The sequence below is a fragment of the Acidovorax sp. GW835-FHT14G06 genome, from assembly GCF_058793595.1.
In genome coordinates this window covers 129,693-154,002 of sequence record NZ_JBXAGA010000002.1, presented here as the reverse complement: position 1 = coordinate 154,002, position 24,310 = coordinate 129,693, and the positions used below count along the sequence as shown (strand labels likewise).

Genomic DNA, 24,310 nt, shown 5'->3' with positions numbered 1-24,310 from the left:
CTTCATGTGGCAGGGCAAACAGATTGCCCCCACGCTGGACCTGAAGCCCACAGCGTCGAACCTGAAGCACGCGGCACGGATTCGCGAGAAGGTGCTGCAGGAGATCGACCGAGGCACCTTCAAGTTCAAGGACCACTTTCCCGACTACCGGCACGCCGAAAAGCTGCAGCCTGCCAGCGAGGAGGAGCAGCGCACGCTGACCGCCTGGGCTGAGACCTGGTACTTGCTGGCGGCCCGGTCGGTGGAGTTCTCCACGCTCAATATCTACAAGCGCCACATGAAAGCCTATTGGCTGTCGGTTTTCGGCGCCATGCGGCCCGAGCAGATCACCCACCGTATGGTGCTGGAGCGCCTGGCACTTTTGGCCCAGGACCGCTTCGATGAGGAAACCGGAAAGGTGCACAAGGCCCTGAGCCGCAAGACGCAGAACAACATCATGATCCCCTTGCGGGGGGTGTTCGATTTGGTGTGCAAGCCGCCCAGTACCATCGCCAACCCCACGGACGGCATCGACAACCTGAAGACGCAGAAGTCCAAGCCCGACCCATTCAGCCCGCAGGAAGTCGAAGAGATCCTGACCACCATCCTCCGCCAATGGGGCGACGAGTTCCATGACTATTTCGAGTTCAGCATGTTCGCCGGCCTGCGTGCCAGCGAGCAGATCGCGCTCTTATGGGAGGACGTAGAGCTGCGCACAGGACGCGTGCTGGTGCACCGCTCCCGGGTCATGGGCCAGGACAAAGAGCGCACGAAAACGTACGTCGAGCGGGAGGTGGAGCTCAACGCCCGCGCACTGGGCGCACTGCAGCGCCAGCGGGCCCGCACTCAGGCGATGGGCAAGGAGGTTTTCTACAACCCGGCCACCAGCCGCGCGTACGTCGATGAGCAAAAGCAGCTGCAGGTGTGGACACGCAGCCTGCGGTCGAGCCAGGTGCGCTACCGTCCGCCGAAGGAATGCCGGGACACCAGCGTGACCCTTGCTTTGATGGCTGGCGCCAATCCGGTGTGGGTAGCAAATCAGCACGGCCACAGCGTGCAGGTGATGATGCGCGACTATGCCAAGTGGATCCCGAACGCTGACAAAGGATCGAACCTAGCCGCTGTGAACCAAGCCATCGCCGCGCCCGTCAAAAAGGCGATTTAGGTTCAAACTAGGTTCAGCTCCGAGCGATTCGGCGCCACAAAGAGAAAAGCCCTAAGCAGATCAACTACTTAGGGCTTTTGCGTCTGGCGGAAACGGAGGGATTCGAACCCTCGATGAGGCTCTACACCCCATACTCCCTTAGCAGGGGAGCACCTTCGGCCACTCGGTCACGTTTCCAATCCAGCTATTATGCCTTATTTCAGTGATGGTTCCGGCGGTTGTGGCTGCTTGCGGGTCTAGCCGGTAGGCCTTGTTCAGGTCTGGCGCTACCAGCTCCGGATACTTTTCGCCGATGGCCACCCAGTTCTTGGTTTCGAATATGGGGGCCATCTGGATGCGGATGTCTTTTCGCTCAGCACGCGGAACAGCCGAGTGCCGCCGGACGGCGACGGACACCGGCCCCCTGTTGGGCGCGCCAAGCTCATGGAGCTGGCGACCTCCGCAATTGGCAGACGTGCAGGATACAGTGGTTGGTTCCCATGTTTGCCTTCCCGGCAAGCGAGAAAGCAAGTACCTGGGCGCTAAGGCCTGAGCCAATCAAGCGTGGGACCCGACCGCACCACAAAGCCGCTACCTACCTTGATGCGGATGTGGTGACCCCGTGTGGTGCATGCCCGGATCTGGTCCAGCAGCTCACCCAGCTGCGCCGCCGCCGGGGTGGTGTGGTGGACATGGCGCAGCCAGTGGCGCAGCACGTTGGCCTGGCGCGCACGGGTGAACCCCTGCAGGGCCTTGATCCCAGGGGGGACACCCACCAAGGACAGGTCCTGCTGCGCCATCTCGTGCAGCAGTTCTGCGGCCTGGGCCGCATTGGCGGCCGAGCGTGCAAAGGTATCGCGAAAGGACGGGAATGCGGCATCCAGCGCAGGCAGCAGCTGCGCCCGGATGCGGTTGCGCGTGAAGCGCTCATCGGAGTTGGTGGGGTCGTCCACCCAGGTCTGACCCTGTGCCTTCAACCAGTGACGTACGTCCGCCCCTGCCACACGCAGCAGGGGGCGGTGCCAGACCAGGCCCGCACGCTCCCACTGAGCGGGCATGGCTGCCAGACCGGCCACACCCGCTCCGCGCGACAAGGCGAGCAACAGAGTTTCAGCCTGGTCATCGGCATGCTGTGCAATTGCTATGGATTGAATAGCACCCAAGGCATGATCCTCTAGCGCCACTGCGGTCAAAGCCTGGTATCTGGCTTGCCGAGCGGCGTCCTCGGGGCTCTGGCCGGGCGCGGGACGCGCGTCCAGCCGCTTCACGCGCAAAGGCACGCTCAGCTCGCTGCACAGGGCTACACAATGCTGCTCGAAACCATCGGCTGCCGCCTGCAGCCCATGGTGCACGTGGATGGCCAGCACCCGCCCAGGCCAGCGATGTGCACAGGCCAACAGCAACGCGGTCGAGTCTGCGCCCCCGCTCAACGCCACCGCCACCGGCAACGCGGGCGCAAAGGCCCGCAGCGCAGCGTCCATCGATTGCGTCATGGCATCCACCCTTCAGACCCCGCACCTAGCCCAGTCACATGCGCCTGACATGCCCAGAGGGCGCGGGGAACAGTTGGGAAACGACGGCACATGGGCGCCGATTATCACGGCGGCCCAGACTCTGGCCGCAAGGCGCGTTGAGGGCGCCGTGGCGCTAAGCCCCCCCTACCGCTCAACCGCCCGGCGGGGACAGCCGTGGCGCAGCGTGGGCGGAGTCGGTGGACAGACGGAAGGTACCCACCACCTCCGACAGCCGCACCGATTGGTCCTTGAGGCTCTGCGCAGCTGCAGCGCTCTCCTCCACCAGCGCTGCGTTCTGCTGGGTCATCTGGTCGAGTTGGGCCACGGCTTGTCCCACCTCGTTGATACTGGTGCTCTGCTCATTAGTGGACGCCGTGATCTCGGCCATGATGTCCGTCACGCGTTGCACCGAGGTCACGATGTCGGTCATGGTAGTGCCCGCATCATGCACCAGACGCGAGCCGTTTTCCACCTGCTCTACCGATGTATTGATCAGAGTCTTGATCTCGCGCGCCGCCTCGGCGCTGCGCTGCGCCAGGCTGCGTACTTCGCCCGCCACCACCGCAAAGCCCCTGCCCTGCTCGCCCGCACGGGCGGCTTCCACCGCAGCATTGAGCGCGAGGATGTTGGTTTGGAAGGCGATGCCATCGATGACGCCGATGATGTCGTTGATCTTGCGCGAAGCCGCATTGATCTGGTCCATGGTGGTCACCACATTGCCCACCACCTGCCCGCCATGTTGCGCCACGCTGGACGCCTGGGCTACCAACTGGTTGGCCTGGCGTGCCGAATCTGCGTTGTGCCGCACCGTCTCGGTCAGCTGCTGCATGGAGGCCGATGTCTGCTGCAGGCTGGATGCCGTGATTTCGGTACGCCCGCTCAGGTCCTGGTTGCCGGTCGCGATCTCTTCGGCGGCCACGCGTACCGAGCTGCTGGCGTCCCGGATCTGTGCGAGCACTCCGGAGAGCTTGCCCGCAAAGCTGTTGAAGCTGCCAGCGATCTGGGCCAGCTCGTCCTCACCTTGGGCGTCGATGCGGCGCGACAGGTCGCCATCACCGGCGCCGATTTCATGCATCGCGTCACGCACCAGCGTGAGCTGACGCAGGCGCCGCGTCAGAACCACGCCCAGCAGCCCCACGGCCACCACCAACACCAAAACGCTGGAGATCAGCGATGTGGCCAGCATGGCCCGGATAGGCGCCATGGCCTCGCTTTCATCCAGGGCCACCACCAGCATCCACGAGGTGCCCGCGATGGGCACCACGCTGAGCAACCGGCTGCGCGACGCGATGTCCGCCTGCAACAGGCTTTTGTCCTTGGATGCTGCCAGCAGCTTTTCGACCGCGAGGTCTTTGGACAAATCTGCAATGGGCTTGAGGGTCAACGCCTGGTCGCGGTGGGCAATGATCTTGCCGTCTGCAGACACCAGAAACCCGAAGCTCTGCGGCGTGGGCTGGATGGAAGCCACGTTGGCAACCACCGACTCCATGTAGACATCGCCAGCGGCCACGCCTTTGAGTGACGCACCCGCTCCTACCGGGGTCGCAAAAGTCACCACCAGCTTCTGGTCGGATGCCGAGATATAAGGTGGCGTGACCACCGATGTTCCGGCCTGCGCGGCCTGCTTGTACCAGGGACGCGCAGTGGGGTCATAGTCGGCGGGCAGGTTGCGAGTCTCTGAAAACACGTACTTCTTGTCCGCGTAGCCAAAGTACGCCGTGCTGAACTTGCCCGCTTCGCGCAGCATGGCCAAAGACTTGGCAGGTTCGGGATCTTCGAAGGCGGCGACGGAGGCCGCGATGATCGTGGCCTTGGCACGGGCCCACTCCTCAATGGTTTCTGCATGGCTTTTGGCAGTCGCCATGCCCTCTTCGGCCAGCGAGACCTGGGCCTGTGCACGCGCCGAAAAGTAGTTGACCAACGTCAACACCATCAGGGCAGCCACCATGCAGGTAGCAGAGAGGACCAGGATCTGGCCCTTGAGCGTCTTCAGAAGCGACATGAAGCCCCCTTGAACCGCCCGCGCAGGCGGTGTTGAGGCATGTTACATCCGGTAGCAGTCTGTGCGCCAGTGGGGGTTTGTGCGCCCCTGCAAGGATTCGGCCAGAAAAACAACAACGGCCCCGAAGGGCCATTGGAGGAGCACCAGGCCGGTGCTCGCGGTGCCAGCAAGAGCGGAGCAGGACCGCCCTTTGAGGGTTCAGCAGGCTTAGCGGGCGTCCGCCTTGGTGTCGCTGAACCGGCCGTAGCTCTGCAGGCGCTCGTAGCGGCGGTCCAGCAAGTCTTTGGTCTTGAGGTCTGCCACCTGGCGGAAGGCATCACCCAAAGCGCGCTTGAGAAAGGCTGCCATCTGTTTGTGGTCGCGGTGAGCACCGCCCACGGGCTCGCTCACGATCTTGTCCACCAGGCCCAGGGCCTTGAGACGGTGGGCGGTGATTCCCAGGGCATCCGCCGCTTCCTGGGCCTTCTCGCTGGTCTTCCAGAGGATGGAGGCGCAGCCTTCGGGGCTGATGACCGAGTAGATGGCGTACTGCAGCATCACGACCTGATCGGCCACGCTGATGGCCAATGCGCCGCCGGAGCCGCCTTCACCAATGATGGTGGTGATGATGGGCACTTCGAGCTGTGCCATCTCGAAGATGTTGCGGCCGATGGCCTCGGACTGGCCCCGCTCTTCGGCGTCGATGCCTGGGTAGGCGCCGGGCGTGTCCACAAAGGTGAACACGGGCAGCTTGAATTTTTCGGCCGTCTTCATCAGGCGCAGTGCCTTGCGATAGCCCTCGGGCTTGCTCATGCCGAAGTTGCGCATGGCGCGCTCCTTCGTGTCACGGCCCTTCTGATGGCCCAGTACCATGCAGGCGTGGCCGTTGAAGCGTGCCAGGCCACCCACGATGGACAGATCGTCGGCATAGTGGCGGTCGCCATGCAGCTCGACAAAGTCGGTGAAGATGTCGCGCACGTAGTCGAGCGTGTAAGGGCGCTCGGGGTGGCGGGCGATCTTGGTGATCTGCCAGGGGCTCAGCTCGCTGTAGATGTCCTTGGTGAGCTGCTGGCTCTTCTTGCTCAGCTGGTCGATCTCTTCCGAGATATCGACGGCACTTTCGGTCTGCACGTAGCGCAGTTCTTCAATTTTGGACTCTAGCTCGGCAATGGGCTGCTCGAAATCCAGAAAGGTCTTTTTCGCCAACGTTTTTCTCCTTGGGGATCGCACCCGGCGGGGCTGCCACGAATGGCACGCACTGTAACCGGCGTGCCTGCAGTGGTGTCAATAGGTTACAGGCAGGGGGTCCAGAGACCGCCAAATATACCAAGTCGCGACGCTGCACCAGGGCTTCCAGGCCTCGGCCACCTCACGGGCGTCGCTGCGGCTCACAGGGTCGCCAGAGAAGTAATTCTGGCTGATGCCACTGATCAACCCAACGTCATCGAGGGGCAAAACATTGGGCCGCATCAAATAGAAGATCAAAAACATCTCGGCCGTCCAGCGGCCAATGCCACGGATGGCCACCAGCTCGGCAATGATGGCCTCGTCGTCCATGGCGGCCCAGTCCTTGACGTGCAGCTTGCCACCCTCAAAGTGCATGGCCAGGTCCACCAGGTAGTCCACCTTGCGGGCAGACAGGCCAGCGGCCCGCATATCGTCGATCTTGAGCTTGAGCACGCTGGCGGGCTTCATGCCGCGCGGCAGCAGCGCCACAAAACGCTCCCATACGGCCTGTGCTGAAGCGACTGACACCTGCTGTCCCACGATGGAACGCGCCAGTGTGATGAAGGGGTCGCCTTTGGTTTGCAGCGCGGCATCGCCAAACTGGGGGATCAGGCGCTTCATCACCCGGTCTTTTTTGATCAGGTGCTTGCAGGCCTCGGCCCAGTAGTCGGGCGTGGCCAGCACCAGCGACGGCGCCACAGCGTCACCCGCTATCTTTTTAGAAGCTGCCACAGCTTATCCTACCTGCGTCGCGAGCACATATGACATCAAAAAATGGCTCACTGTGCAGCTTCCCAGGTCGTGCCCGCAGCGGAGTCCTTGAGCACGATGCCCTGGGCCAGCAAGGCATTGCGGATGCGGTCGGCCTCGGCAAAGTTCTTGGCGGCCTTGGCTGCGGCCCGGGCTGCAATCTGCGCCTGAATGTCGGTCTCCGCCATGCCAGAAGCACCGGCCTGCAGGAAGGCCCTGGGGTCGCCCTGCAAGATCCCTAGGCAGCCACCCAGCGCCTGGAGCAACCCCGCCAGCTCGACCGAGCGGGTCTTGTTGACCTCGCTGGCCAGGTCAAACAGCACCGCCACAGCCTCCGGCGTGCCGAAGTCCTCGTCCATCGCGGCCTTGAAGCGGGCCGCAAAAGGGTTGGTCCAGTCGATAGACGCCACGTCGGCCGGAGTCACCAGGCTCAGAGCGGTGTACAGCCGCTTGAGCGCCTGGCGCGCGTCATCCAGGTGGGCATCGCTATAGTTCAGCGCGCTGCGGTAGTGGGCCCGCACGATGAAAAAGCGCACCGTTTCCGCGTCATAAGTCTTGAGCACGTCGCGGATGGTGAAAAAGTTGCCCAGGCTCTTGGACATCTTCTCGTTGTCCACGCGCACAAAGCCGTTGTGCACCCAGAACTTGGCCAGGGGCTTGCCCGTGGCACCTTCGCTCTGGGCGATCTCGTTCTCGTGGTGGGGGAACTGCAGGTCTGCGCCGCCGCCGTGGATGTCGAAGGTCTCGCCGAGCGTGGCGCAGCTCATGGCCGAACATTCAATGTGCCAGCCAGGGCGGCCTGCTCCAAAAGCGCTGTCCCATTTTGCTTCTGGCGGCTCCTCGGGCTTGGCGGACTTCCACAGCACAAAGTCCAGCGGGTCTTCCTTGCCATCGAGCACGGCCACACGCTCTCCGGCGCGCAGTTCATCAAGGGACTTGCCCGAAAGCTTGCCGTAGCCATCGAACTTGCGCACGGAGTAGTTCACATCGCCGTTGCTCGCCCGGTAGGCAAGGCCCTTGCCTTCCAGCTGGCCGATGAGCGAGAGCATCTGGGGCACATATTCGGTAGCGCGGGGCTCGACCGACGGCGGCTCGATGCCCAGCAGGCCGATGTCCTGGTGCATGGCGGCAATCATCTCGTCGGTGAGCTGGCGGATGGTGATGCCACGCTCCAGCGCACGCTTGATGATCTTGTCGTCGATGTCGGTGATGTTGCGCACGTAGGTCACGCGCAGGCCGCTGGCCTTGAGCCAGCGCTGCACCACATCAAACGCCATCATCATGCGCGCGTGGCCGATATGGCACAGGTCATAAATGGTCATGCCGCACACATACATGCGCACATGGCCAGGTTCGAGCGGGGAAAAGTCCTCCAATGCACGCGACAGCGTGTTGTAGATGCGCAAACTCATGGGATTTCAGTAACGGGACACTAGATGGGTGGGTGAGAGAGAGAAATTCACCCGGCAGCAGCGGAACTCAGCCCTTGGCAGGGGGTGGCCCGGCAAGGGGCGTCCAGCAAAATCACCAGCGGCAACAGCGTACCGTCATGACAACCCCCCTCAGCTACAATCCGCCGCAGTATAAGCCCCCGCCCGGGCTGGCTGCCGCCCAACTCCTTTGTACCCCCATGAAGCAAGTCCGACGCACACTCCCACGCCTACTGCGCCTTCTGGCACTGACCGCCCTGATGGGCACGGGCGTGGTCCACGCGGACGACTATGCCGACATCACCCAGTTGCTCAAGGCTGGCAAGGCGTCCGAGGCGCTGGCCAAGGCCGACCAGCGCCTGGCCGCCAACCCACGCGACCCGCAACTGCGCTTCTTGCGTGGCGTGGCCCAGACCGACTCGGGCAAGCAGGCCGACGCCATCGCAACCTTCACCAAGCTCACCGAAGAGTACCCAGAGCTGCCCGAGCCCTACAACAACCTGGCTGTGCTGTACGCCAACCAGAACCAGCTGGACAAGGCCCGCACGGCGCTGGAAATGGCGATCCGCACCAACCCCAGCTACGCCACCGCGCAGGAAAACCTGGGCGACATCTACGCCAAGCTGGCCAGCCAGGCCTACAACAAGGCGCTGCAACTGGATGCCAACAACGCCAACTCCGTCAAGCCCAAGCTGGCGCTGATCCGCGAATTGTTCTCCAACGAACCCGGCAGCAAAACCGGTCGCCCTGCCGCCGCAGCGCCCGCACCCGCCGTGGTGGTAACCCAGCGCCCTGCACCCGCTCCAGCGCCCGCCGCTGCGCCAGCAGCTGCAGCGCCAGCGCCTGCCGCCGCTCCAGCTCCAACTGTCAGCCCCGCTCCCGCTGCAACGGCTCCGGCACCTGCCCCCGCTCCTGCAGCTGCCAGCGACGCGTCCACCCAGGCCGTTACCTCCGCCGTACAGGCCTGGGCTGCGGCCTGGTCGTCCAAGGACATGAAGGGGTACCTGGGCGCGTACGACAAGTCGTTCGATCCACCTGGTCGCCAAGGCCGCGCTGCCTGGGAGAAGGAACGCGAGGCGCGCATCGTCGGCAAATCCAAGATCAGCGTGAAGCTTTCTGACATCACCGTGTCCGTACAAGGTGACAAGGCCACGGCCCGGTTTCGCCAGGCATACAGTGCCGACTCGCTCAACGTGAGCAGCCGCAAGACGTTGGACCTCGTCAATAACAACGGCCGCTGGACCATCGTTCGCGAATCCACAGGCGGTTAACCATGGCCCCCGATGCGGCGCCTGCGCCTTCCGCGCGGGCTTTTTTTTTGCCCTGACAGTCAGCTGATAGATGGTTTGCATGTTTGTGCCCCTGACCAACGCAGGCCGCAGGGCAGCATCGGCGGTGCTGTTGCTGCTGGGCCTCTCGTTGGCCACGCCAGCCCTGCCGCAGGGTGCCAAGGCCCGCCGGGCGGCTGCTGCGCATGCGGCATCCACCACACCCCCGGTGGCGCCCACACCTGCTGAGCTGCGCGACGGCCAGGCGGAAGCGCGCCTCATGGCGGTCTACAAGCTGGTGGCCGAGGGCCGGGGTCGCGAGGCGCTGGCCCAGGCCGAAAGCCTGGCGCGTGACTACCCCAACTTCCAGCTGGCGCAACTGGCGGTGGGCGACTTGCTGATGTCGCGTACGCGCCCCTTGCGGCATCTGGGCGATGTCGCCCCCGAACCCGACTCGGCCCGCAGCATCCAGGCTGCTGCGGCATTGGCCGAGCTGCGCACCGAGTCGCGCCAGCGCGTGGATGCACAACGCAGCCGCCCGCCTGCCAATGCCATCCCCGCGCAGTTCCTGGAGCTGTCGCCGCGCTCGCGCCACGCGATCGCGGTGGACACCTCGCGCTCGCGCCTGTACCTCTTTGAAAACACTGCCCAGGGACTGCGGCTGGTGGCCGACTATTACGCCTCGGTGGGCAAGCTCGGCATCGAAAAAGAGGTCGAGGGCGACCAGCGCACCCCACTGGGCGTGTACTTCATCACCAGCCGCCTGGACCCTGCCAAACTCAAGGACTTCTACGGCGCGGGCGCCCTGCCCATCAACTATCCCAACCCCCTGGACCAGAGCCGGGGCAAGACGGGCAGCGGCATCTGGCTGCATGGCACGCCGCCCGACCAATTCTCGCGCGCGCCACTGGCGACCGACGGTTGCCTCGTGCTGGCCAACCCCGACCTCGAACGCATCCTGCGCACGGTGGAGCCCCGCTCCACCCCCGTGGTCATTGCACGCCAGTTGCAATGGGTGCAGCCCCACAGCGTGGCGGCCGACCGCAAATCGTTCGAAGCGGTACTCAACGCCTGGCGCACCGCCAAGACCGAGGGAGACATGAAGCGCCTGCTGGGCTTTTATGCGCCCGACTTCCAGAGCTACCGCAAGAAGCCGCTGGAGGAATGGACCCAGGTGCTGCAGGCCGAGGCCCGCGCCCTCAACGGCCGGGAACTCCAGCTCAAGGACAAGTCTTACCTGCGGTGGACGGACTCGGCCGACACCATGGTGGTAACGTTCGGCGAAGTCGCCGAAGGTGCCCGCACAGGCCCGGTCAAGCGCCAGTACTGGACGCGCCGCGGCCAACAATGGCAGATCTTTTTCGAAGGAGTGATTGGATGATTTCCAGAAGAAATTCGACGGTAGCGCTGGCAAGTATTGCCCTGGCTGCTATGTTTACAGTAGCACCCGTGCAGGCCCAAGATGCCCCCAAGGTCAAGCTGGCCACGTCGATGGGCGACATCGTCGTGCAGCTTGACGCCGCCAAGGCCCCCAAGACGGTCGAGAACTTCCTGGCCTATGTGAACAGCAAGCACTACGACGGCACGATCTTCCACCGCGTCATCGACGGCTTCATGATCCAGGGCGGCGGCTTCACCCCCGACATGCAGCAAAAGCCCACCAAGGCCCCCATCACGCTCGAAGCCAAGAACGGCCTCAAGAACGACACCTACACCATCGCCATGGCCCGCACCGGCGATCCCAACTCGGCCACCTCGCAGTTCTTCATCAACGTGAAGGACAACGGCATGCTCAACGCCCCCAACCCCGACGGCCACGGCTACGCCGTGTTCGGCAAGGTGGTCGAAGGCACCGCCGTGGTGGACAAGATCAAGGCCGTGGCCACCGGCAACAAGGGCCCCTACCAGAACGTGCCTACCACACCCATCACCATCAACTCCGCCACTGTGGTGAAGTGAAGCAGACCATTTTTTGAAAGAAGCAAAGCCATGAGCAATCCCCAAGTCGAACTGCACATCACCGGCTACGGTGTCATCACCCTCGAACTCGACGCCGCCAAGGCACCCAAGTCGGTCGAGAACTTCCTGGCCTACGTGAACAAGGGCCACTACAACAACACCATCTTCCACCGCGTGATCCCCGGCTTCATGGTGCAAGGCGGCGGCTTTGAGCCCGGCATGACCCAAAAGGGCACCGATGCGCCCATCGAAAACGAGGCCAACAATGGCCTGAAGAACGCCAACTACACCGTGGCCATGGCCCGCACCAGCGACCCGCACTCGGCCACCGCCCAGTTCTTCATCAACGTGGCCGACAACGGCTTCCTGAACCACACCGCACCTTCGGCCCAGGGCTGGGGCTATGCCGTGTTCGGCAAGGTTGTGTCGGGCACCGACGTGGTGGACAAGATCAAGGCCGTGAAGACGGGCCGCAAGGGCTTCCATGACGACGTGCCGAAGGAAGACGTGATCATCGAGAAGGCCGTCGCCCTCTGAGCATGGCATCCCCCTGTGGCGCTGCGCGCCCCGCTGAGGCCACGCCCATGTCGGCCGCCCATTGCAGGCCGCAGCGCAAGGGATGAACCACCCAGCCACCCCCGTGACCCCGACCGTGCCCCGGTTCGAGGAGCTTGTCGCTCCCTCGCATTGGCGCACGGTCGATTTCATTTCAGACCTGCACCTGCAGGCCAGCGAGCCCGCCACGGTGGCCGCATTCCAGCAGTATCTGGAAGGCACCACGGCAGACGCCCTCTTTATCCTGGGCGACCTGTTCGAGGTGTGGGTGGGCGACGATGCCATGGGCGAACCTGGCAGTTTCGAGGCCAAGGGCTGCGCCCTCCTTCGGGCCGCCGCGCGGCGCCTGCCGGTGTACTTCATGCATGGCAACCGCGACTTCCTGGCGGGCCCTGCCTTCCTGGCTGGGTGCGGCATCACCGGCCTGGCAGACCCCACAGTCCTGGTCTTTGGCGGCCAGCGGTATGTCCTGAGCCACGGCGACCTGCTGTGCCTGGACGATGTGGACTACCAGCGTTTTCGCCTGCAGGCCCGCAGCGCCGCCTGGCAGCAGCAGTTTCTGACCCAGCCTCTGGCCGCGCGCCGCGTGCAGGCGCGCGGTATCCGCCAGGAAAGCGAGGCGCGCAAGCAATCGGGGGCCACGTACGCCGATGTGGACAGCCCCGCCGCCATCGCCTGGATGCAGGCCGCAGGCGCCCACACCCTCATCCACGGCCACACCCACCGGCCAGCCGACCATGTGCTGGCTCCGGGTCTGCAACGCGTGGTGCTGAGCGACTGGGACGCCGCCGCATTGCCCCCGCGGCTGGAAACACTGCGTTTGTCCAGCGCGGGCTTGGAACGGCTGCCCCTGGCCCCCAAGTAACAGCGGTCATGAACTGAGCGGGCCCGCCTCCCGCAGCCCGATCGCCATGCCCCCCTTGCTCAACCGCCTCTGGCGCCACGTTCGCGCCACCGTGACCCCCGTGCCCGACATCTCTGCCACGTTGTGGCTGCAGACCATCCAGCGCTACCCGTTCCTGGCCGCGCTGTCGCTGCACGATCAGGCCAAACTGCGCGTTTTGAGCGCACTGTTTTTGCACCACAAGGAATTCCATGGCGCCCATGGGCTCACGGTGACCGACGACATGGCCATCGATATTGCCGCGCAGGCCTGCCTGCCCCTGCTGCATTGGGGCGACCCGGCCAAGGCGCTCGACTGGTACGACGATTTTGTGGGCATCGTGCTGCACCCCGGCGAAGCCGTCGCACGCCGCCAGACGATGGACGAAGCGGGTGTGGTTCACGAACACACCCAGGTACTGCTGGGCGAAGCCATGGAGCGCGGCCCCATCATGCTCAGCTGGCAGCACGTAGCCAACGCCACCGAAAACACGGCGCGCGGCCACAACGTGGTGGTGCACGAGTTTGCGCACAAACTAGACATGAAAAACGGCCAGCCCAACGGCTGCCCACCCTTGCCTGCAGGCTTCATGGGCACACGCACCGGCCGCGCAGCATACGAAGCGTGGTGGGCAGCCTGGGAACCTGCTTACGAGCAGTTCCGTGAACGCGTCATCCTTGCAGAGCGCTTCGGCGCCGAACGCCCCTGGCTGGACGCGTACGGCGCCACCTCGCCCTCCGAGTTCTTTGCCGTAGCCTGCGAGGCGTACTTTGTGAACCGCGAACGGCTTGCCCAGGATTTTCCCGGGTTGATGCCGGTGCTGGATGCGTTTTTTCGCCCGCCTTTGCGCTGACTCAAGCGGCGCATAAAACACTCCCTGATGGAACCAAGTTGGTCTCTGCACCCACGCCGCAGTAACCAAAAGTTACTTGGCAGTTGTAGCGCACGCCACATAGACTCTTCGCGCCACACGCTGTGCACAACGGCTACTTTTTTCATCCAAGGGAGTTTCATGTCAGACATTGCATCCAACGAAAGACTGCGACGTATCGGCCTGCTGGCCGCATTGGTTGTCCCCGCGCTTACTGCCTGTGGCGGGGGCTCTGGCGGCTCCGCCGAGACACCGACGCCCGCCCCACCTTCCCCAGCCCCGACAGCCACAATATCCCTCCTTGCGGGCAATACCAACGGGGCGGGTAGCCAGGATGGTGCAGCACTCACCGTCGCGCGCTTCAGCCTCGGCCTTGGTGGAATGGCGGTGACCGGCGCAGGCGAAGTCGTCATTGCAGACGGTCACCGGATACGCAAGCTCAGCGCTGACCAGGAACAGGTCAGCACCTTGGCGGGCGGCGGGAAGATGGAGACTTCTGCCCTCACCAACTATGCGGACGGAAGCGGCTCTGCAGCACGGTTCTCCTACCCCAAGGCCGTGGCTGTGGACGCAGCAGGGAACACCTATGTGGCGGATACAGCGAACCACCTGGTGCGCAAAATCAGCGCATCAGGAACCGTCACAACCCTGGCCGGGAAAGCAGGGGTGTGCGGGACCCAGAACGGCACGGGCGAAGCCGCGACCTTCTGCGCCCCCACCAGCATCGCCGTGGACAAGGTTGGGAACGTGTATGTCTCACAGGGCTCCACGACGGCCAATCCCATCCGCAAAATTACATCGGCTGGCGAAGTGAGCACGTTTGTCAGCAAAGCCAGCCTGTACCCTACGGCGTATTCAATGATTTGGAGCACAAGCTACAACTTTGACCCCGTGCATTTGGCGGTGGACTCGGCGGGAACGCTCTATGCAGCAGACCCCAACGATCACGTGATCCGCAAGTATTCAGCCGACGGCCAAGCCACCGTGGTGTCCGGCACGCCATCTCCGAACAATGAAGGGGATGCGGATGGCACGGCCTCTGCCGCACAGTTCCGCACCTTCCGCGCCATGGCATTCGACGCGGCAGACCGCCTGCACGTTCTTGGCCTCGACAATTCTGGCTACCCGACCATCCGGCGGATTGGCAACGATGGGACTGCAACGACCCTTGTTCGCGCTCGGTCTTGCACTACACAAAATGGCCTAGCTGTAGGTCAACCCGGGACACTGTGTACTGCAAACCAGATGGCGGTCAAAGCCAATGGCGATTTCCTCGTGGCCGAGTATGGCTTCTACGGCGGCTCCTACAAGTACGCGCAGTTGCGCAGCTACACGCCGCAAGGCACTTCCACCGTGGTTGCCGGAATGCCCTCCGCCGAGGGCGCAGACGACGGGCAGGGCAGCGGCGCGCGGTTCGACAGGCCCGGTGCGCTGGCCTTCAATCCCTCGGGGGCTCTATATGTGCGTGACAACGGCAACGGCGCCATCCGCACGGCGCAGGCAGACGGCCTGGTACGCACCCTGGGCAAGCCAGACGGGCATTGCACGGCGGTCACCGGCATGGCCAGCGAATTCTTGGCTCTATCGGGCCCGAACAGCGGATCGCTGAGATTCAACAATGGCCCGCTGGCCACTGACCGCGCCGGGAACCTTTACACCGTCAATGAAGAGCGCGTCCTCAAGATGAGGGATTGCCAAGTCACGCTCCTGGCGGACCTGAAACCGCTGCTGACAACGTCCACCTACGTCTTTATGCCCAACAACGCATCGGGTATTGCGGCGGACAGCAAGGGCAATGTCTATGTGTCCACCCTCAAGGGCGCTATTTTCAAGATCGACACTAAGGGAGAAGCCACGCTGTTTGCGGGCAGTGTGACGCCGGCGGGGCACGCAGACGGGCAGGGCGCGGCGGCAAAATTTGCAGCACCAGGCTATATGACGATCGATGCGGCCGATAACCTCTATGTGGTCGATGGCCTGTCTGACGTCACCGTCAAGGTGGGCCCCACCATCCGCAAGATCACACCTTCCGGACTGGTCAGCACCCTGGCGGGCAACCCCAACGCTGCGTCTGGCTACGCCGATGGCGCCGCTGCTGCCGCGTTGTTCACGGTGGGAGGCATCTCGTCCGGAGAAACAGCCAGCCTCGCCGTGGACAACAAAGGCAACGTGTATGTCACCGACCCCATCAACAGCGTGATCCGCAAGATTGCCACCGACGGCCAGGTCACCACGCCGGTGGGCCAAGTGTGGCAGTACGGATATGCCGCGGGTGCTTTGCCAGGCATCATCAACCGCCCTGCGGGGATTGCAGTGCGCAACTCCACGATGTACATCTCCGTGCCGAACGCGGTGCTGCAGGTCGGACTGCCCTGACGATGAGGCTGACGAGACGCAAAGCAGCAATGCAATGCGTCTGAAGCAACTTCGCCCCCTTCATGTGCGGACGCGCCATCGTTCACACATGGGCACTTACAGGTCTTCGGCCATACGGATGTAGCCGAGCCTGACTCGGCCCTCTTCATTCGTATTCGCCAGCCCACCCAGCTGGCCCCTGCACAACCCAGCAGTGAGCGCACGGCCATTTAAGAAAATGGCTGCGCAGCTCTCTACCTCCAGCAGCATCGCCAGGCAAGCTCGCGCAATGCAGCCTCTGCTGCCTTGACAAACGTGCAGCCCTCGGCTGGCCGTAGGGTTTGCACTTCATCGCATTATTTTGATATTTCGTCTAATTTTGGACAAATTGGACAGACGCCCGCACGCCTTTCTTCGCCCCTCAGCCCCCAACGTCCCGCAGCGCGAGGCCCGGGTGATAGCGTTCTCCTCAGGCAACCACGCACAGGGCATTGCGCTTGCCGCGCGCGAGATGGGCATCCCGGCCACCATCGTCATGCCGCAAGACGCGCCAGCCACCAAGGTGGCGGCCAGGCAGGGCCACGGTGCTACCGTGGTGTTCTACGACCGCTACCCATAAGACCGCGAGCAGATCACCCCCGACCTAGCGCAGCAAAATGGCATCCAGCTGATCCCGCACTACGACCATGCCGATGTGCTGGCCGGCCGGGGCACGGCTGCCAAGGAGCTGTTCGAGGAGGTGGGCCCGCTCGATGCATTCTTTGCGTGCCTGGGCGGCGGCGGGTTGCTGTCAGGCTCGGCCCTGGCCACGCGCGCACTCTCGCCCCAGACCAAACTCTATGGCGTGGAGCCTGCAGCGGGCAACGATGGACAGCAGTCGTTCCGCAGCGGCTCCATCGTGCACATCGACACCCCAACCACCATTGCCGATGGTGCGCAAACCCAGTACCTGGGCCACATCACCTTCGCCATCATCCGCCGCGATGTGGACGACATCCTTACGGTGACGGACGAGCAGCTGGTGGATGCCATGCGCTCTTATCTTCCCAGCGCATGAGGCTGGTGGTAGAGCCCACCGGTTGCTTGGTTTCTGCTGCGGCGCGGGCGATGCAGAGCGAGCTCAAGGGCCAGCGCGTGGGCGTCCGCGTCAGCGGCGGCAACGTGGACCTAGCACGGTTTTGCGCCTTGGTGGAAAGGTGATAGGCGGCCACCCAGCCCATGCGCATGGAAAAGCTGTCACGCCGACAGGGCTTGTTCCACCGCCGCCTGGGCCTCTTCTAGGCTACTAAAAAACCGCGTGGATTGGGGCATCGCCTTGGGCAAATGGGCGGGCGCCGGCCACAGGCGATCATCTGCCCAGGCGGCTGTCCACCCCCCAATGTCCTTGCGCTTGACGGCGCAGATAGCCTGGCCGTCCACCATCGCAGTCCAGGTGGTAGGCAGGTTGTTGTCCCAGCTGACATGTGCCATGGCGCCCTCCAGCAGTTGCTCGGTTACAGCCCATTCTAGGAAGCTGTTACAGGCTGGGCAATGTGTTCGACCCCAGGGGAGACAGGTGGGGCCGCGCGGTGACCAGGTGGACAAGCGCATGGTGAAAAAAATCAGAGCTTAAACAGACTTTGTCACTATCAAATATTCACTGATAGCTACAAAATATGTAGCAAAAAACCGTCACATTAGAGCTTCGTTCGCCACCCCGTATCCGACTTCACCTGATGTGGAGAGATGGACCTAACGTCCCTCTCCCCCACCGGCGGCCACAGCCTCCCGTACAAGCCCCACCCAGACGCCCGAACAATACAACGCCGATAAAATGGACACCGGCTGCAGTAAAGGCCGCACCCAGTAATACCAGGCACCAAACGGCAGGCCATGCACCTGCTGGCCCTGCTGCGCCACATGGACGTTGGCCACCACCACACACACCAGCAGCGCCGCCAGCCCCAGCCCCGCCAGCTTGTGCAGGCGCGGCCACCACAGGCGATCCAGCAGGCGCTGAGGCAGCTGGAGGGCGCCGGACTCCACGGCCTGTCGATGCGCGAGATTGCCAAGGCGGTGGGTGTGTCGCACACGGCGGCCTACCGCCACTTTGCCGACAAGCAGGCCCTGCTGGACGCCATGGCCGAACAAGGCTTCCAGGCCCTGCGCCAGGCCAGCCGCGAGGCGGTAGCGACCGCCCAGGGCAGCCCAGACCGACTGCTGGCCAGCGGCCTCGCCTATGTGCAATTCGGGCGCCAGCACCCCCGGCAACTGGCCCATATGTTCGGCGCGGCAGCCCGGGCCACCGCGCCACCGCGCCTGCTGGCCGTGGCGGCCGATCTGTTCAATGACCTGCAGACCCTGGTGGCCGAGGGCCAGCAGCACGGAAGTTTCCGCACAGGCAACCCACGCGCACTAGCCCATGGATACTGGGCTATGGTCCACAGCCTGGCGCTGCTGCAAGGCGGGCACCTGCTGGGCCAGCACCCCGATGCAGATGTCAGTGCGGATGCCTCCACCGATGCCGTTGCACAGTGGCCAGGCGAAGCAGCCACTCGACAGGCGCGCGAAGCGCTTGGAGTGCTTGTGCAGGGCATGGTGCCCGGCGAGGCTTCGTGAACCCACTGCGGCAGTTACCACGCCGCCTTGCCAGACCGTACCGAAATTCGCCGACAAGCGGGCTGCGGTGATTCAGGCAGAGCATGTCGGTGCGCATGTCTTTCTGCACGGTAACAGTGAGTTACCACTCAGTAAAAGTACATGCCGCCTACATAAACTCGTTGCGTCGCAACCCATGCGCAACAACCAACACCGTTCCGAGGGAGATTCATGTCAAACACTGCATTCAATGAACGAATGCGACGCATCAGCCTACTGGCCGCACTCGTTGCCCCGATGCTCACCGCCTGCGGAGGAGGCTCTGGCGGCTCGGCTGAAACACCTGCGCCCCCTCCACCCGCACCAGCGCCAACTACCACGCTCTCATTCCTTGCTGGCAATACTGACGGGCCTGGCAATCAGGATGGGCCCACCAGCACCACCGCACGCATCGGTAGCCCAGGGGGGATGGCACTGACCAGTACGGGCGAAGTGATCATTGCAGACATCGGCAACGCCCGCATCCGAAAACTCAGCACCAACCACGAACAACTCAGCACCCTGGCCGGCAGCGGGGTCGGGGTGGCCCCCGGCAGTCAATCCCCGAACTACGCCGACGGCGCAGGTTCATCCGCAAGGTTCCACAATCCGCAGGCAGTCGCTGTAGATGCAGCAGGCAATACCTATGTGGCCGATGCCAGGAACCACTTGGTGCGCAAGATCAGCGCATCGGGAGCCGTGACCACCCTCGCGGGTCGGGCAGGCGTGTGTGGCAACGACAATGGCGTGGGCAGCGCCGCCACGTTGTGCGAACCTACCAGCATCGCAGTGGACAAGTCGGGAACGGTGTACGTATCAGAAATCAAGCGGTCACCACAGACTGCCATGTCCGTGGCCAATCCTATTCGCAAAATCACAGCAACCGGTACAGTGAGCACGCTCACCAGCAAGGCCAGTCAGTACCCATCGCTGGGATACGTTTCGGGTCCAGCTGTCGAGTGGTACCACCCTGTGCTCCTGGCAACCGATTCGGCTGGAACCCTCTACGCAGCCGACCCCAACGACCATGTGATCCGAAAATACGCGGCAGATGGCCAGGCCAGCGTGCTGTCGGGCACCGTGGCCCCCCGCAACGAGGGCAGCACGGATGGCCCCGCCTCTGTGGCCCAGTTCGGCGATCTCCAGGCCATCAGCTTTGACCCGGCGGATCGCCTGTTCGTTCTGGACAACAACGGACGCCCTGCCATCCGCCAGATTGGCTCTGACGGTAGCGCCACGACGCTGGTGCGCGCCTCATCCTGCAGCATCCCAACAAATCTTGTGCCCGGCACCCTGTGCACAGCTTCCCAGATGGTGGCCAAGGCCGGGGGCCAGTTCCTGGTGGCCGAGGTCGGCATCGGCAATAGTCAATCGAACCACTATTCGCAGCTTCGCAGCTATACCGTGCAAGGCGCATCTACCGTGGTCGCCGGGCTTCCGTCTGCCGCAGGGAGCAGCGATGGCCAGGGCGGCACTGCGCGCTTCGACACGCCAAGCTCACTCGCCTTCAACCCTGCGGGTACGTTATATGTGCGAGACAACCTCAATCGCACCATCCGCACAGTACAGACGGATGGCCTGGTGCGCACACTGGGCAAACCAGACGGGCATTGCACAGCGGTCACAGGGATGGGCGACGAGGTCTTGTCCAGCTTCTTCGCGCCCCTGGCGACCGATAGCGCGGGCAACCTCTACACCATCCAGGAAGGACGCATCCTGAAAACAAGGAATTGCGAAGCCACCCTATTGACGGACCTCACTCCTGCGCTGGACAAAGTCCCGACACTCTTCAGCAGCGCTGCCTCAGGCATCGTTGCAGACAGCGTCGGCAACATCTTTGTATCCACCTTGAAGGGCGCCATTTTCAAGATCGACGCCAAGGGAAAGGCTACCCTCTTCGCGGGCAGTGTGGGTACAGTGGGGCACCTGGATGGGCAAGGCACAGCGGCGCAGTTTTCAGTGCTGGGCAACATGACCATCGACGCAGCGGGCAACCTCTACGTGGTCGATGGGCTCTTCCAGGATAAAACCAAGATAGGCCCCACCATCCGCAAAATCACCTCGACCGGGACGGTGACCACCCTGGCAGGCAACCCCGCTGCCGCGCAAGGATATGCGGATGGCTCGGGTGCAGCCGCTGTGTTCACTGTGAACCATGAGTTCGGAAGCAACCAGCCGACTGCCAGCCTCGCCACAGACAAAAATGGCAATGTGTATGTCACCGACCCCATTAACCATGTCATCCGCAAGATCACCCCCGACGGCCGGGTCACCACTCCCGTGGGGCAGGCATGGCGCCAGGGCTTTGCTGCGGGCGATCTGCCTGGCATCATCAACCGACCGATGGGCATAGGCATTCGCGATTCGATGATGTACATCACCGTCCCGAACGCGGTGCTGCAGGTCAAGCTCCCCTGACGGAGGAGAGAGGAAGTCGAAAGCCCCCGGACGCTATGCGATGGCACGGCGTCCGGGGGCTTTTCTGTTGCGCTTGCGGGATGCTGCCTGGACCGCTGCTACCGCAGCCCGGCCCGCGCCACACGGGCGATGTGTGCGGCATCCACCCCAAAAAATTGGCGCAGCGCAGCCCGCGTGTCGCTGCGTCCAAATCCATCCGTGCCCAGGGTCACATACTTGCGGCCCTCGGGGATGAAGGCGCGCACCGTCTCGGGCACGGCGCGCACGTAGTCGGTGGCGGCCACCACGGGCCCACTGGTGGCTGCCAGTTGGGCAGCAAGCCAGGGGGTACCGGGGTCAACCCCTTCTTCACCTGCCAGCGCGCGCTGTTCGCAAGCCACGCCGTCGCGGGCCAGCTCGCTCCAGCTGGTGACGCTGAGCACGGTCACATCCAGGCCTTCGCTGGCGAGTTGTTCTGCGGCCTTGACCACCTCGGTGAGGATGGCGCCGGAGCCCATCAGGGTGACGCTTTTGGACGAAATCGCGCTGTCGCGCCGGTGCATATTGCCTGAATAGCTCCTGAAAACATAGCAACCACGCAGCACACCCTCTGCCGCACCGGCGGGCAAGTCGGGCTGTGCGTAGTTCTCGTTCATCAGCGTGACGTAGTAGAAGACGTCACGCTGCTCGGTCACCATCTCGCGCATACCGGCGTCGATGATGACGGCCATTTCTCCCGCGTAGGCTGGGTCGTAGGCCTTGCAGTTGGGAATAGTGGCGGCCACCAGGTGGCTGCTGCCGTCCTGGTGCTGCAGGCCCTCGCCGCCCAGTGTGGTGCGGCCCGAGGTCGCGCCCAAGAGGAAGCCCCGCGCACGCTGGTCCGCCGCAGCCCAAATGGCGTCGCCCACGCGCTGGAAGCCGAACATCGAGTAATAGATATAAAACGGCAGCATGGCCAGGCCGTGCACGCTGTAGCTCGTCGCAGCAGCCGTCCAGCTGGCGATGGCACCGGCCTCGCTGATGCCTTCTTCCAGGATCTGGCCGTCCAGCGCCTCGCGGTAGCTCAGCACCGAGCCGATGTCCTCGGGCGCATAACGCTGGCCCACGCTGCTGTAGATGCCTACCTGCTTGAACAGATTGGCCATGCCGAAGGTGCGCGCCTCGTCGGCCACGATGGGCACGATGCGCGGGCCCAGCGTGGCGTCTTTGAGCAACGTGCCCAGCATGCGCACGAAGGCCATGGTGGTGCTCATCTCCTTGCCATCGGCCTGCAGCGCGAACTGCGCGTAGCTTTCGATGGCGGGCAACGGCAGCGCGTCGCAGGTGGTGTCGCGGCGTGGCAGGTAGCCGCCCAGTGCGTCGCGGTGGCTGCGCAGGTAGCGCATCTCCGAGCTGTCTTCGGCGGGCTTGAAGAAGGCCAGGCTGGTGGCCTGCTCGTCGCTGAGCGGCAGGTTGAAGCGATTGCGAAACTCGATGAGGTCGGTCTCGTCCAGCTTCTTCTGGCTGTGCGTGGTCATCTTGCCCTGGCCGGCGGTGCCCATGCCGTAGCCCTTCTTGGTGTGGGCCAGGATCACCGTGGGCTGGCCCTTGTGGGCGGCAGCGGCGGCGTAGGCAGCGTGGATCTTCACCAGGTCGTGCCCGCCGCGCTTCAAGCGATCAATCTGCTCGTCCGTCATGCCTTGCGCCAGGGCGGCCAGCTCGGGGTTCTGGCCGAAGAAGTTGTCGCGGTTGAAACGGCCATCCTTGGCCGCGAAGGTTTGCATCTGGCCGTCCACCGTGCCTTCGAGCGTGCGCACCAGCGCGCCGGTCAGGTCGCGGGCGAACAGGCCGTCCCAGTCGCTGCCCCACACGAGCTTCACCACGTTCCAGCCCGCGCCGGCGAACAGGCGCTCCAGCTCGTCGATGATGCGGCCGTTGCCGCGCACGGGGCCGTCCAAGCGCTGCAGGTTGCAGTTGACCACCCAGACCAGGTTGTCTAGGCCCTCGCGCGCGGCCAGGGTCAGGGCGCTCATGCTCTCGGGCTCGTCCATCTCGCCATCACCGAACACGCCCCAGACCTTGCGGCCCTCGCAGTTGAGCAGGTTCCGGTGCGTGAGGTAGCGCATGAAGCGCGCGTGGTAGATGCTGCTGATAGGGCCGATGCCCATCGAGCCCGTGGGGAACTGCCAGAAGTCGGGCATCAACCAGGGGTGCGGGTAGCTCGACAGGCCCTGCGCGCCTGCACCCGGCGCCGTCAGTTCCTGCCGGTAGTGCATCAGGTCCTGCTCGGACAGGCGGCCTTCGAGGAACGCCCGCGCATACACGCCCGGCGCGCTGTGCGGCTGGAAGAACACCAGATCGCCCCGGTGCTGCCCTTCGCCCAGGCCTTCACGGGCACGAAAGAAATGGTTGAAGCCGCTCTCGAACAGATCCGCCGCGCTGGCATAGCTGGCGATGTGGCCGCCCAGCTCACCATAGGCCTGGTTGGCGCGCACCACCATGGCCAGCGCGTTCCAGCGCACGATGGAGGCCACGCGCTCTTCCACCGCCAGGTCGCCGGGGAACACAGGCTGGTCTTGCACGGCCACCGTGTTCACATACGGCGTGTTCAGGTCGGGGTGCCAGCCGATGCGCTGCGCGCGCGCCACCCGCACCAGCTCCTGCAGCATGTGCCGCGCCCGCTCGGGGCCTTCGGTAGCGACCAGCGCCAGGAAGGCATCGCGCCACTCGGCGGTTTCTTCGGGGTCGGCGTCCAGGGGGGCGCCGGTGGCTTGTTGCAACAGGGCGTGGGGTGTGAGGGCGTTCATGGAGGCCACTGTAGCGAGGCTGGCTCCAAATGAGTTGCCGTTTTGCCTTTCGCGACGTGTGCCTATAGCACTTTATGCCGCCAAAACCATAAACTGCGGCATATGAAACTGGATACCCTCGATTTGCGCATTCTGGCCGAGCTGCAGGCCGATGGATCTTTGTCCAACGTGGAACTGGCGCGGCGCGTGCACCTGTCGCCCTCGCCCTGCCTGGCGCGGGTGAAGGCACTGGAGGCAGCAGGCGTCATCAGTCGCTATGTGGCGCTGGCCAATGCGGCGGCGCTGGGGCTGGGCCTGAATGTGTTCATCAGCATAAGCCTCAAGGCGCAAAGCAAGGAAGCCCTGGCCGATTTTGAACGCCGCATTGCCGAGCACGATGAGGTGATGGAGTGCTACCTGATGAGCGGCGACAGCGACTACCTGATCCGCGTAGCGCTTGCCGACATTGGGGCGCTGGAGCGTTTCATTCTGGAGCAGCTGTCGCCCATTCCGGGCGTCGAGAAGATCCGGTCGAGCTTTGCACTCAAGCAGGTGCGCTACAAGACCGCCCTGCCTTTGCCCTGCGCCTGAGCATGCACGCTGCGGCAAGCAGCGC

General features: G+C 63.9%; 19 protein-coding genes, 1 tRNA gene and 1 pseudogene. 12 read left to right on the top strand and 9 right to left on the bottom strand.

Features of this window, described 5'->3' with window-relative positions; all coding sequences use genetic code 11:
* The first annotated feature begins 4 nt into the window (after positions 1-4).
* The gene (locus AC1Q64_RS03165; RefSeq protein ID WP_492250423.1) at positions 5-1,144 is read left to right on the top strand and encodes an Arm DNA-binding domain-containing protein; all 1,140 of its coding nucleotides are present in this window, start codon (positions 5-7) and stop codon (positions 1,142-1,144) included.
* Positions 1,145-1,228: 84 nt separating this feature from the next.
* Here the strand turns inward: AC1Q64_RS03165 and AC1Q64_RS03160 are convergent.
* The 7 genes from AC1Q64_RS03160 to cysS form a co-directional block, all read right to left on the bottom strand.
* A tRNA-Ser gene (locus AC1Q64_RS03160) sits at positions 1,229-1,321 on the bottom strand.
* Complete coding sequence (locus AC1Q64_RS03155) at positions 1,283-1,540, bottom strand: hypothetical protein (protein ID WP_492250422.1); 258 nt, start codon at positions 1,538-1,540, stop codon at positions 1,283-1,285. The genes AC1Q64_RS03160 and AC1Q64_RS03155 overlap by 39 nt, the downstream gene beginning before the upstream one ends.
* 125 nt (positions 1,541-1,665) lie before the next feature.
* Positions 1,666-2,616 carry a tRNA lysidine(34) synthetase TilS gene (gene tilS, locus AC1Q64_RS03150; RefSeq protein ID WP_291438341.1) on the bottom strand — a complete coding sequence of 317 codons (951 nt, stop codon included), beginning with the start codon at positions 2,614-2,616 and terminating at the stop codon, positions 1,666-1,668.
* A gap of 172 nt (positions 2,617-2,788) precedes the next feature.
* Positions 2,789-4,639 carry a methyl-accepting chemotaxis protein gene (locus AC1Q64_RS03145; RefSeq protein ID WP_492250421.1) on the bottom strand — a complete coding sequence of 617 codons (1,851 nt, stop codon included), beginning with the start codon at positions 4,637-4,639 and terminating at the stop codon, positions 2,789-2,791.
* Between the two features lie 207 nt (positions 4,640-4,846).
* On the bottom strand, positions 4,847-5,824 hold the full coding sequence (locus tag AC1Q64_RS03140; protein ID WP_056064651.1) for an acetyl-CoA carboxylase carboxyltransferase subunit alpha: 978 nt from the start codon (positions 5,822-5,824) through the stop codon (positions 4,847-4,849).
* A gap of 78 nt (positions 5,825-5,902) precedes the next feature.
* Positions 5,903-6,577: a DNA-3-methyladenine glycosylase family protein gene (locus AC1Q64_RS03135; protein ID WP_492250420.1), complete on the bottom strand. Its 675-nt coding sequence runs from the start codon at positions 6,575-6,577 to the stop codon at positions 5,903-5,905.
* 47 nt (positions 6,578-6,624) lie between these two features.
* A complete protein-coding gene (gene cysS, locus AC1Q64_RS03130) occupies positions 6,625-8,007 on the bottom strand; it encodes a cysteine--tRNA ligase (protein WP_492250419.1) in 1,383 nt (460 codons plus the stop codon).
* Between the two features lie 218 nt (positions 8,008-8,225).
* Here cysS and AC1Q64_RS03125 point away from each other — a divergent pair, with 218 nt between their 5' ends.
* The 8 genes and pseudogenes from AC1Q64_RS03125 to AC1Q64_RS03090 all read left to right on the top strand — a co-directional run.
* Positions 8,226-9,296, top strand: a complete 1,071-nt coding sequence (locus tag AC1Q64_RS03125; protein ID WP_492250418.1) for a YybH family protein — start codon at positions 8,226-8,228, stop codon at positions 9,294-9,296.
* A gap of 70 nt (positions 9,297-9,366) precedes the next feature.
* Positions 9,367-10,674 (top strand): L,D-transpeptidase family protein, encoded by a 1,308-nt coding sequence (locus AC1Q64_RS03120; RefSeq protein ID WP_492250417.1) that lies wholly within the window; start codon positions 9,367-9,369, stop codon positions 10,672-10,674.
* Complete coding sequence (locus tag AC1Q64_RS03115) at positions 10,671-11,252, top strand: peptidylprolyl isomerase (protein WP_492250416.1); 582 nt, start codon at positions 10,671-10,673, stop codon at positions 11,250-11,252. The genes AC1Q64_RS03120 and AC1Q64_RS03115 overlap by 4 nt, the downstream gene beginning before the upstream one ends.
* A 30-nt stretch (positions 11,253-11,282) precedes the next feature.
* On the top strand, positions 11,283-11,789 hold the full coding sequence (locus AC1Q64_RS03110; RefSeq protein WP_121419538.1) for a peptidylprolyl isomerase: 507 nt from the start codon (positions 11,283-11,285) through the stop codon (positions 11,787-11,789).
* A gap of 82 nt (positions 11,790-11,871) precedes the next feature.
* On the top strand, positions 11,872-12,672 hold the full coding sequence (locus AC1Q64_RS03105) for a UDP-2,3-diacylglucosamine diphosphatase (RefSeq protein WP_492250415.1): 801 nt from the start codon (positions 11,872-11,874) through the stop codon (positions 12,670-12,672).
* 46 nt (positions 12,673-12,718) lie between these two features.
* Complete coding sequence (locus tag AC1Q64_RS03100; RefSeq protein ID WP_492250414.1) at positions 12,719-13,543, top strand: M90 family metallopeptidase; 825 nt, start codon at positions 12,719-12,721, stop codon at positions 13,541-13,543.
* A gap of 159 nt (positions 13,544-13,702) precedes the next feature.
* Positions 13,703-15,937 (top strand): NHL domain-containing protein, encoded by a 2,235-nt coding sequence (locus AC1Q64_RS03095; RefSeq protein WP_492250413.1) that lies wholly within the window; start codon positions 13,703-13,705, stop codon positions 15,935-15,937.
* Positions 15,938-16,355: 418 nt separating this feature from the next.
* Positions 16,356-17,116, top strand: a pseudogene (locus AC1Q64_RS03090) (pyridoxal-phosphate dependent enzyme); the annotation flags it as partial.
* A 36-nt stretch (positions 17,117-17,152) separates the two neighbouring features.
* On the opposite strand, the gene AC1Q64_RS03085 reads toward AC1Q64_RS03090, so the two are convergent.
* Positions 17,153-17,386 (bottom strand): hypothetical protein, encoded by a 234-nt coding sequence (locus tag AC1Q64_RS03085; RefSeq protein WP_291436401.1) that lies wholly within the window; start codon positions 17,384-17,386, stop codon positions 17,153-17,155.
* Between the two features lie 402 nt (positions 17,387-17,788).
* Here AC1Q64_RS03085 and AC1Q64_RS03080 point away from each other — a divergent pair, with 402 nt between their 5' ends.
* Positions 17,789-18,514 carry a TetR/AcrR family transcriptional regulator gene (locus AC1Q64_RS03080; protein ID WP_492250412.1) on the top strand — a complete coding sequence of 242 codons (726 nt, stop codon included), beginning with the start codon at positions 17,789-17,791 and terminating at the stop codon, positions 18,512-18,514.
* 447 nt (positions 18,515-18,961) lie between these two features.
* Entirely contained in the window at positions 18,962-20,950 is a 1,989-nt protein-coding gene (locus AC1Q64_RS03075; protein WP_492250411.1) for an NHL repeat-containing protein, read from the top strand.
* A 98-nt stretch (positions 20,951-21,048) separates the two neighbouring features.
* Here the strand turns inward: AC1Q64_RS03075 and mdeB are convergent, their stop codons facing one another.
* Positions 21,049-23,715, bottom strand: coding sequence for an alpha-ketoglutarate dehydrogenase (gene mdeB, locus AC1Q64_RS03070; protein ID WP_492250410.1), 2,667 nt, complete (start codon positions 23,713-23,715; stop codon positions 21,049-21,051).
* A gap of 102 nt (positions 23,716-23,817) precedes the next feature.
* Here mdeB and AC1Q64_RS03065 point away from each other — a divergent pair, with 102 nt between their 5' ends.
* Positions 23,818-24,285 (top strand): Lrp/AsnC family transcriptional regulator, encoded by a 468-nt coding sequence (locus tag AC1Q64_RS03065; protein WP_492250409.1) that lies wholly within the window; start codon positions 23,818-23,820, stop codon positions 24,283-24,285.
* The last annotated feature ends 25 nt before the right edge of the window (positions 24,286-24,310 follow it).

Bases quoted from the DNA above. Each gene is read 5' to 3' on its own strand.
- AC1Q64_RS03165 (WP_492250423.1), top strand. From the start codon at position 5: ATGTGGCAGGGCAAACAGATTGCCCCCACGCTGGACCTGAAGCCCACA.
- tilS (WP_291438341.1), bottom strand. From the start codon at position 2,616: ATGACGCAATCGATGGACGCTGCGCTGCGGGCCTTTGCGCCCGCGTTG.
- AC1Q64_RS03145 (WP_492250421.1), bottom strand. From the start codon at position 4,639: ATGTCGCTTCTGAAGACGCTCAAGGGCCAGATCCTGGTCCTCTCTGCT.
- cysS (WP_492250419.1), bottom strand. From the start codon at position 8,007: ATGAGTTTGCGCATCTACAACACGCTGTCGCGTGCATTGGAGGACTTT.
- AC1Q64_RS03125 (WP_492250418.1), top strand. From the start codon at position 8,226: ATGAAGCAAGTCCGACGCACACTCCCACGCCTACTGCGCCTTCTGGCA.
- AC1Q64_RS03120 (WP_492250417.1), top strand. From the start codon at position 9,367: ATGGTTTGCATGTTTGTGCCCCTGACCAACGCAGGCCGCAGGGCAGCA.
- AC1Q64_RS03115 (WP_492250416.1), top strand. From the start codon at position 10,671: ATGATTTCCAGAAGAAATTCGACGGTAGCGCTGGCAAGTATTGCCCTG.
- AC1Q64_RS03110 (WP_121419538.1), top strand. From the start codon at position 11,283: ATGAGCAATCCCCAAGTCGAACTGCACATCACCGGCTACGGTGTCATC.
- AC1Q64_RS03105 (WP_492250415.1), top strand. From the start codon at position 11,872: ATGAACCACCCAGCCACCCCCGTGACCCCGACCGTGCCCCGGTTCGAG.
- AC1Q64_RS03100 (WP_492250414.1), top strand. From the start codon at position 12,719: ATGCCCCCCTTGCTCAACCGCCTCTGGCGCCACGTTCGCGCCACCGTG.
- AC1Q64_RS03095 (WP_492250413.1), top strand. From the start codon at position 13,703: ATGTCAGACATTGCATCCAACGAAAGACTGCGACGTATCGGCCTGCTG.
- AC1Q64_RS03085 (WP_291436401.1), bottom strand. From the start codon at position 17,386: ATGGCACATGTCAGCTGGGACAACAACCTGCCTACCACCTGGACTGCG.
- AC1Q64_RS03080 (WP_492250412.1), top strand. From the start codon at position 17,789: ATGCACCTGCTGGCCCTGCTGCGCCACATGGACGTTGGCCACCACCAC.
- AC1Q64_RS03075 (WP_492250411.1), top strand. From the start codon at position 18,962: ATGGCACTGACCAGTACGGGCGAAGTGATCATTGCAGACATCGGCAAC.
- mdeB (WP_492250410.1), bottom strand. From the start codon at position 23,715: ATGAACGCCCTCACACCCCACGCCCTGTTGCAACAAGCCACCGGCGCC.
- AC1Q64_RS03065 (WP_492250409.1), top strand. From the start codon at position 23,818: ATGAAACTGGATACCCTCGATTTGCGCATTCTGGCCGAGCTGCAGGCC.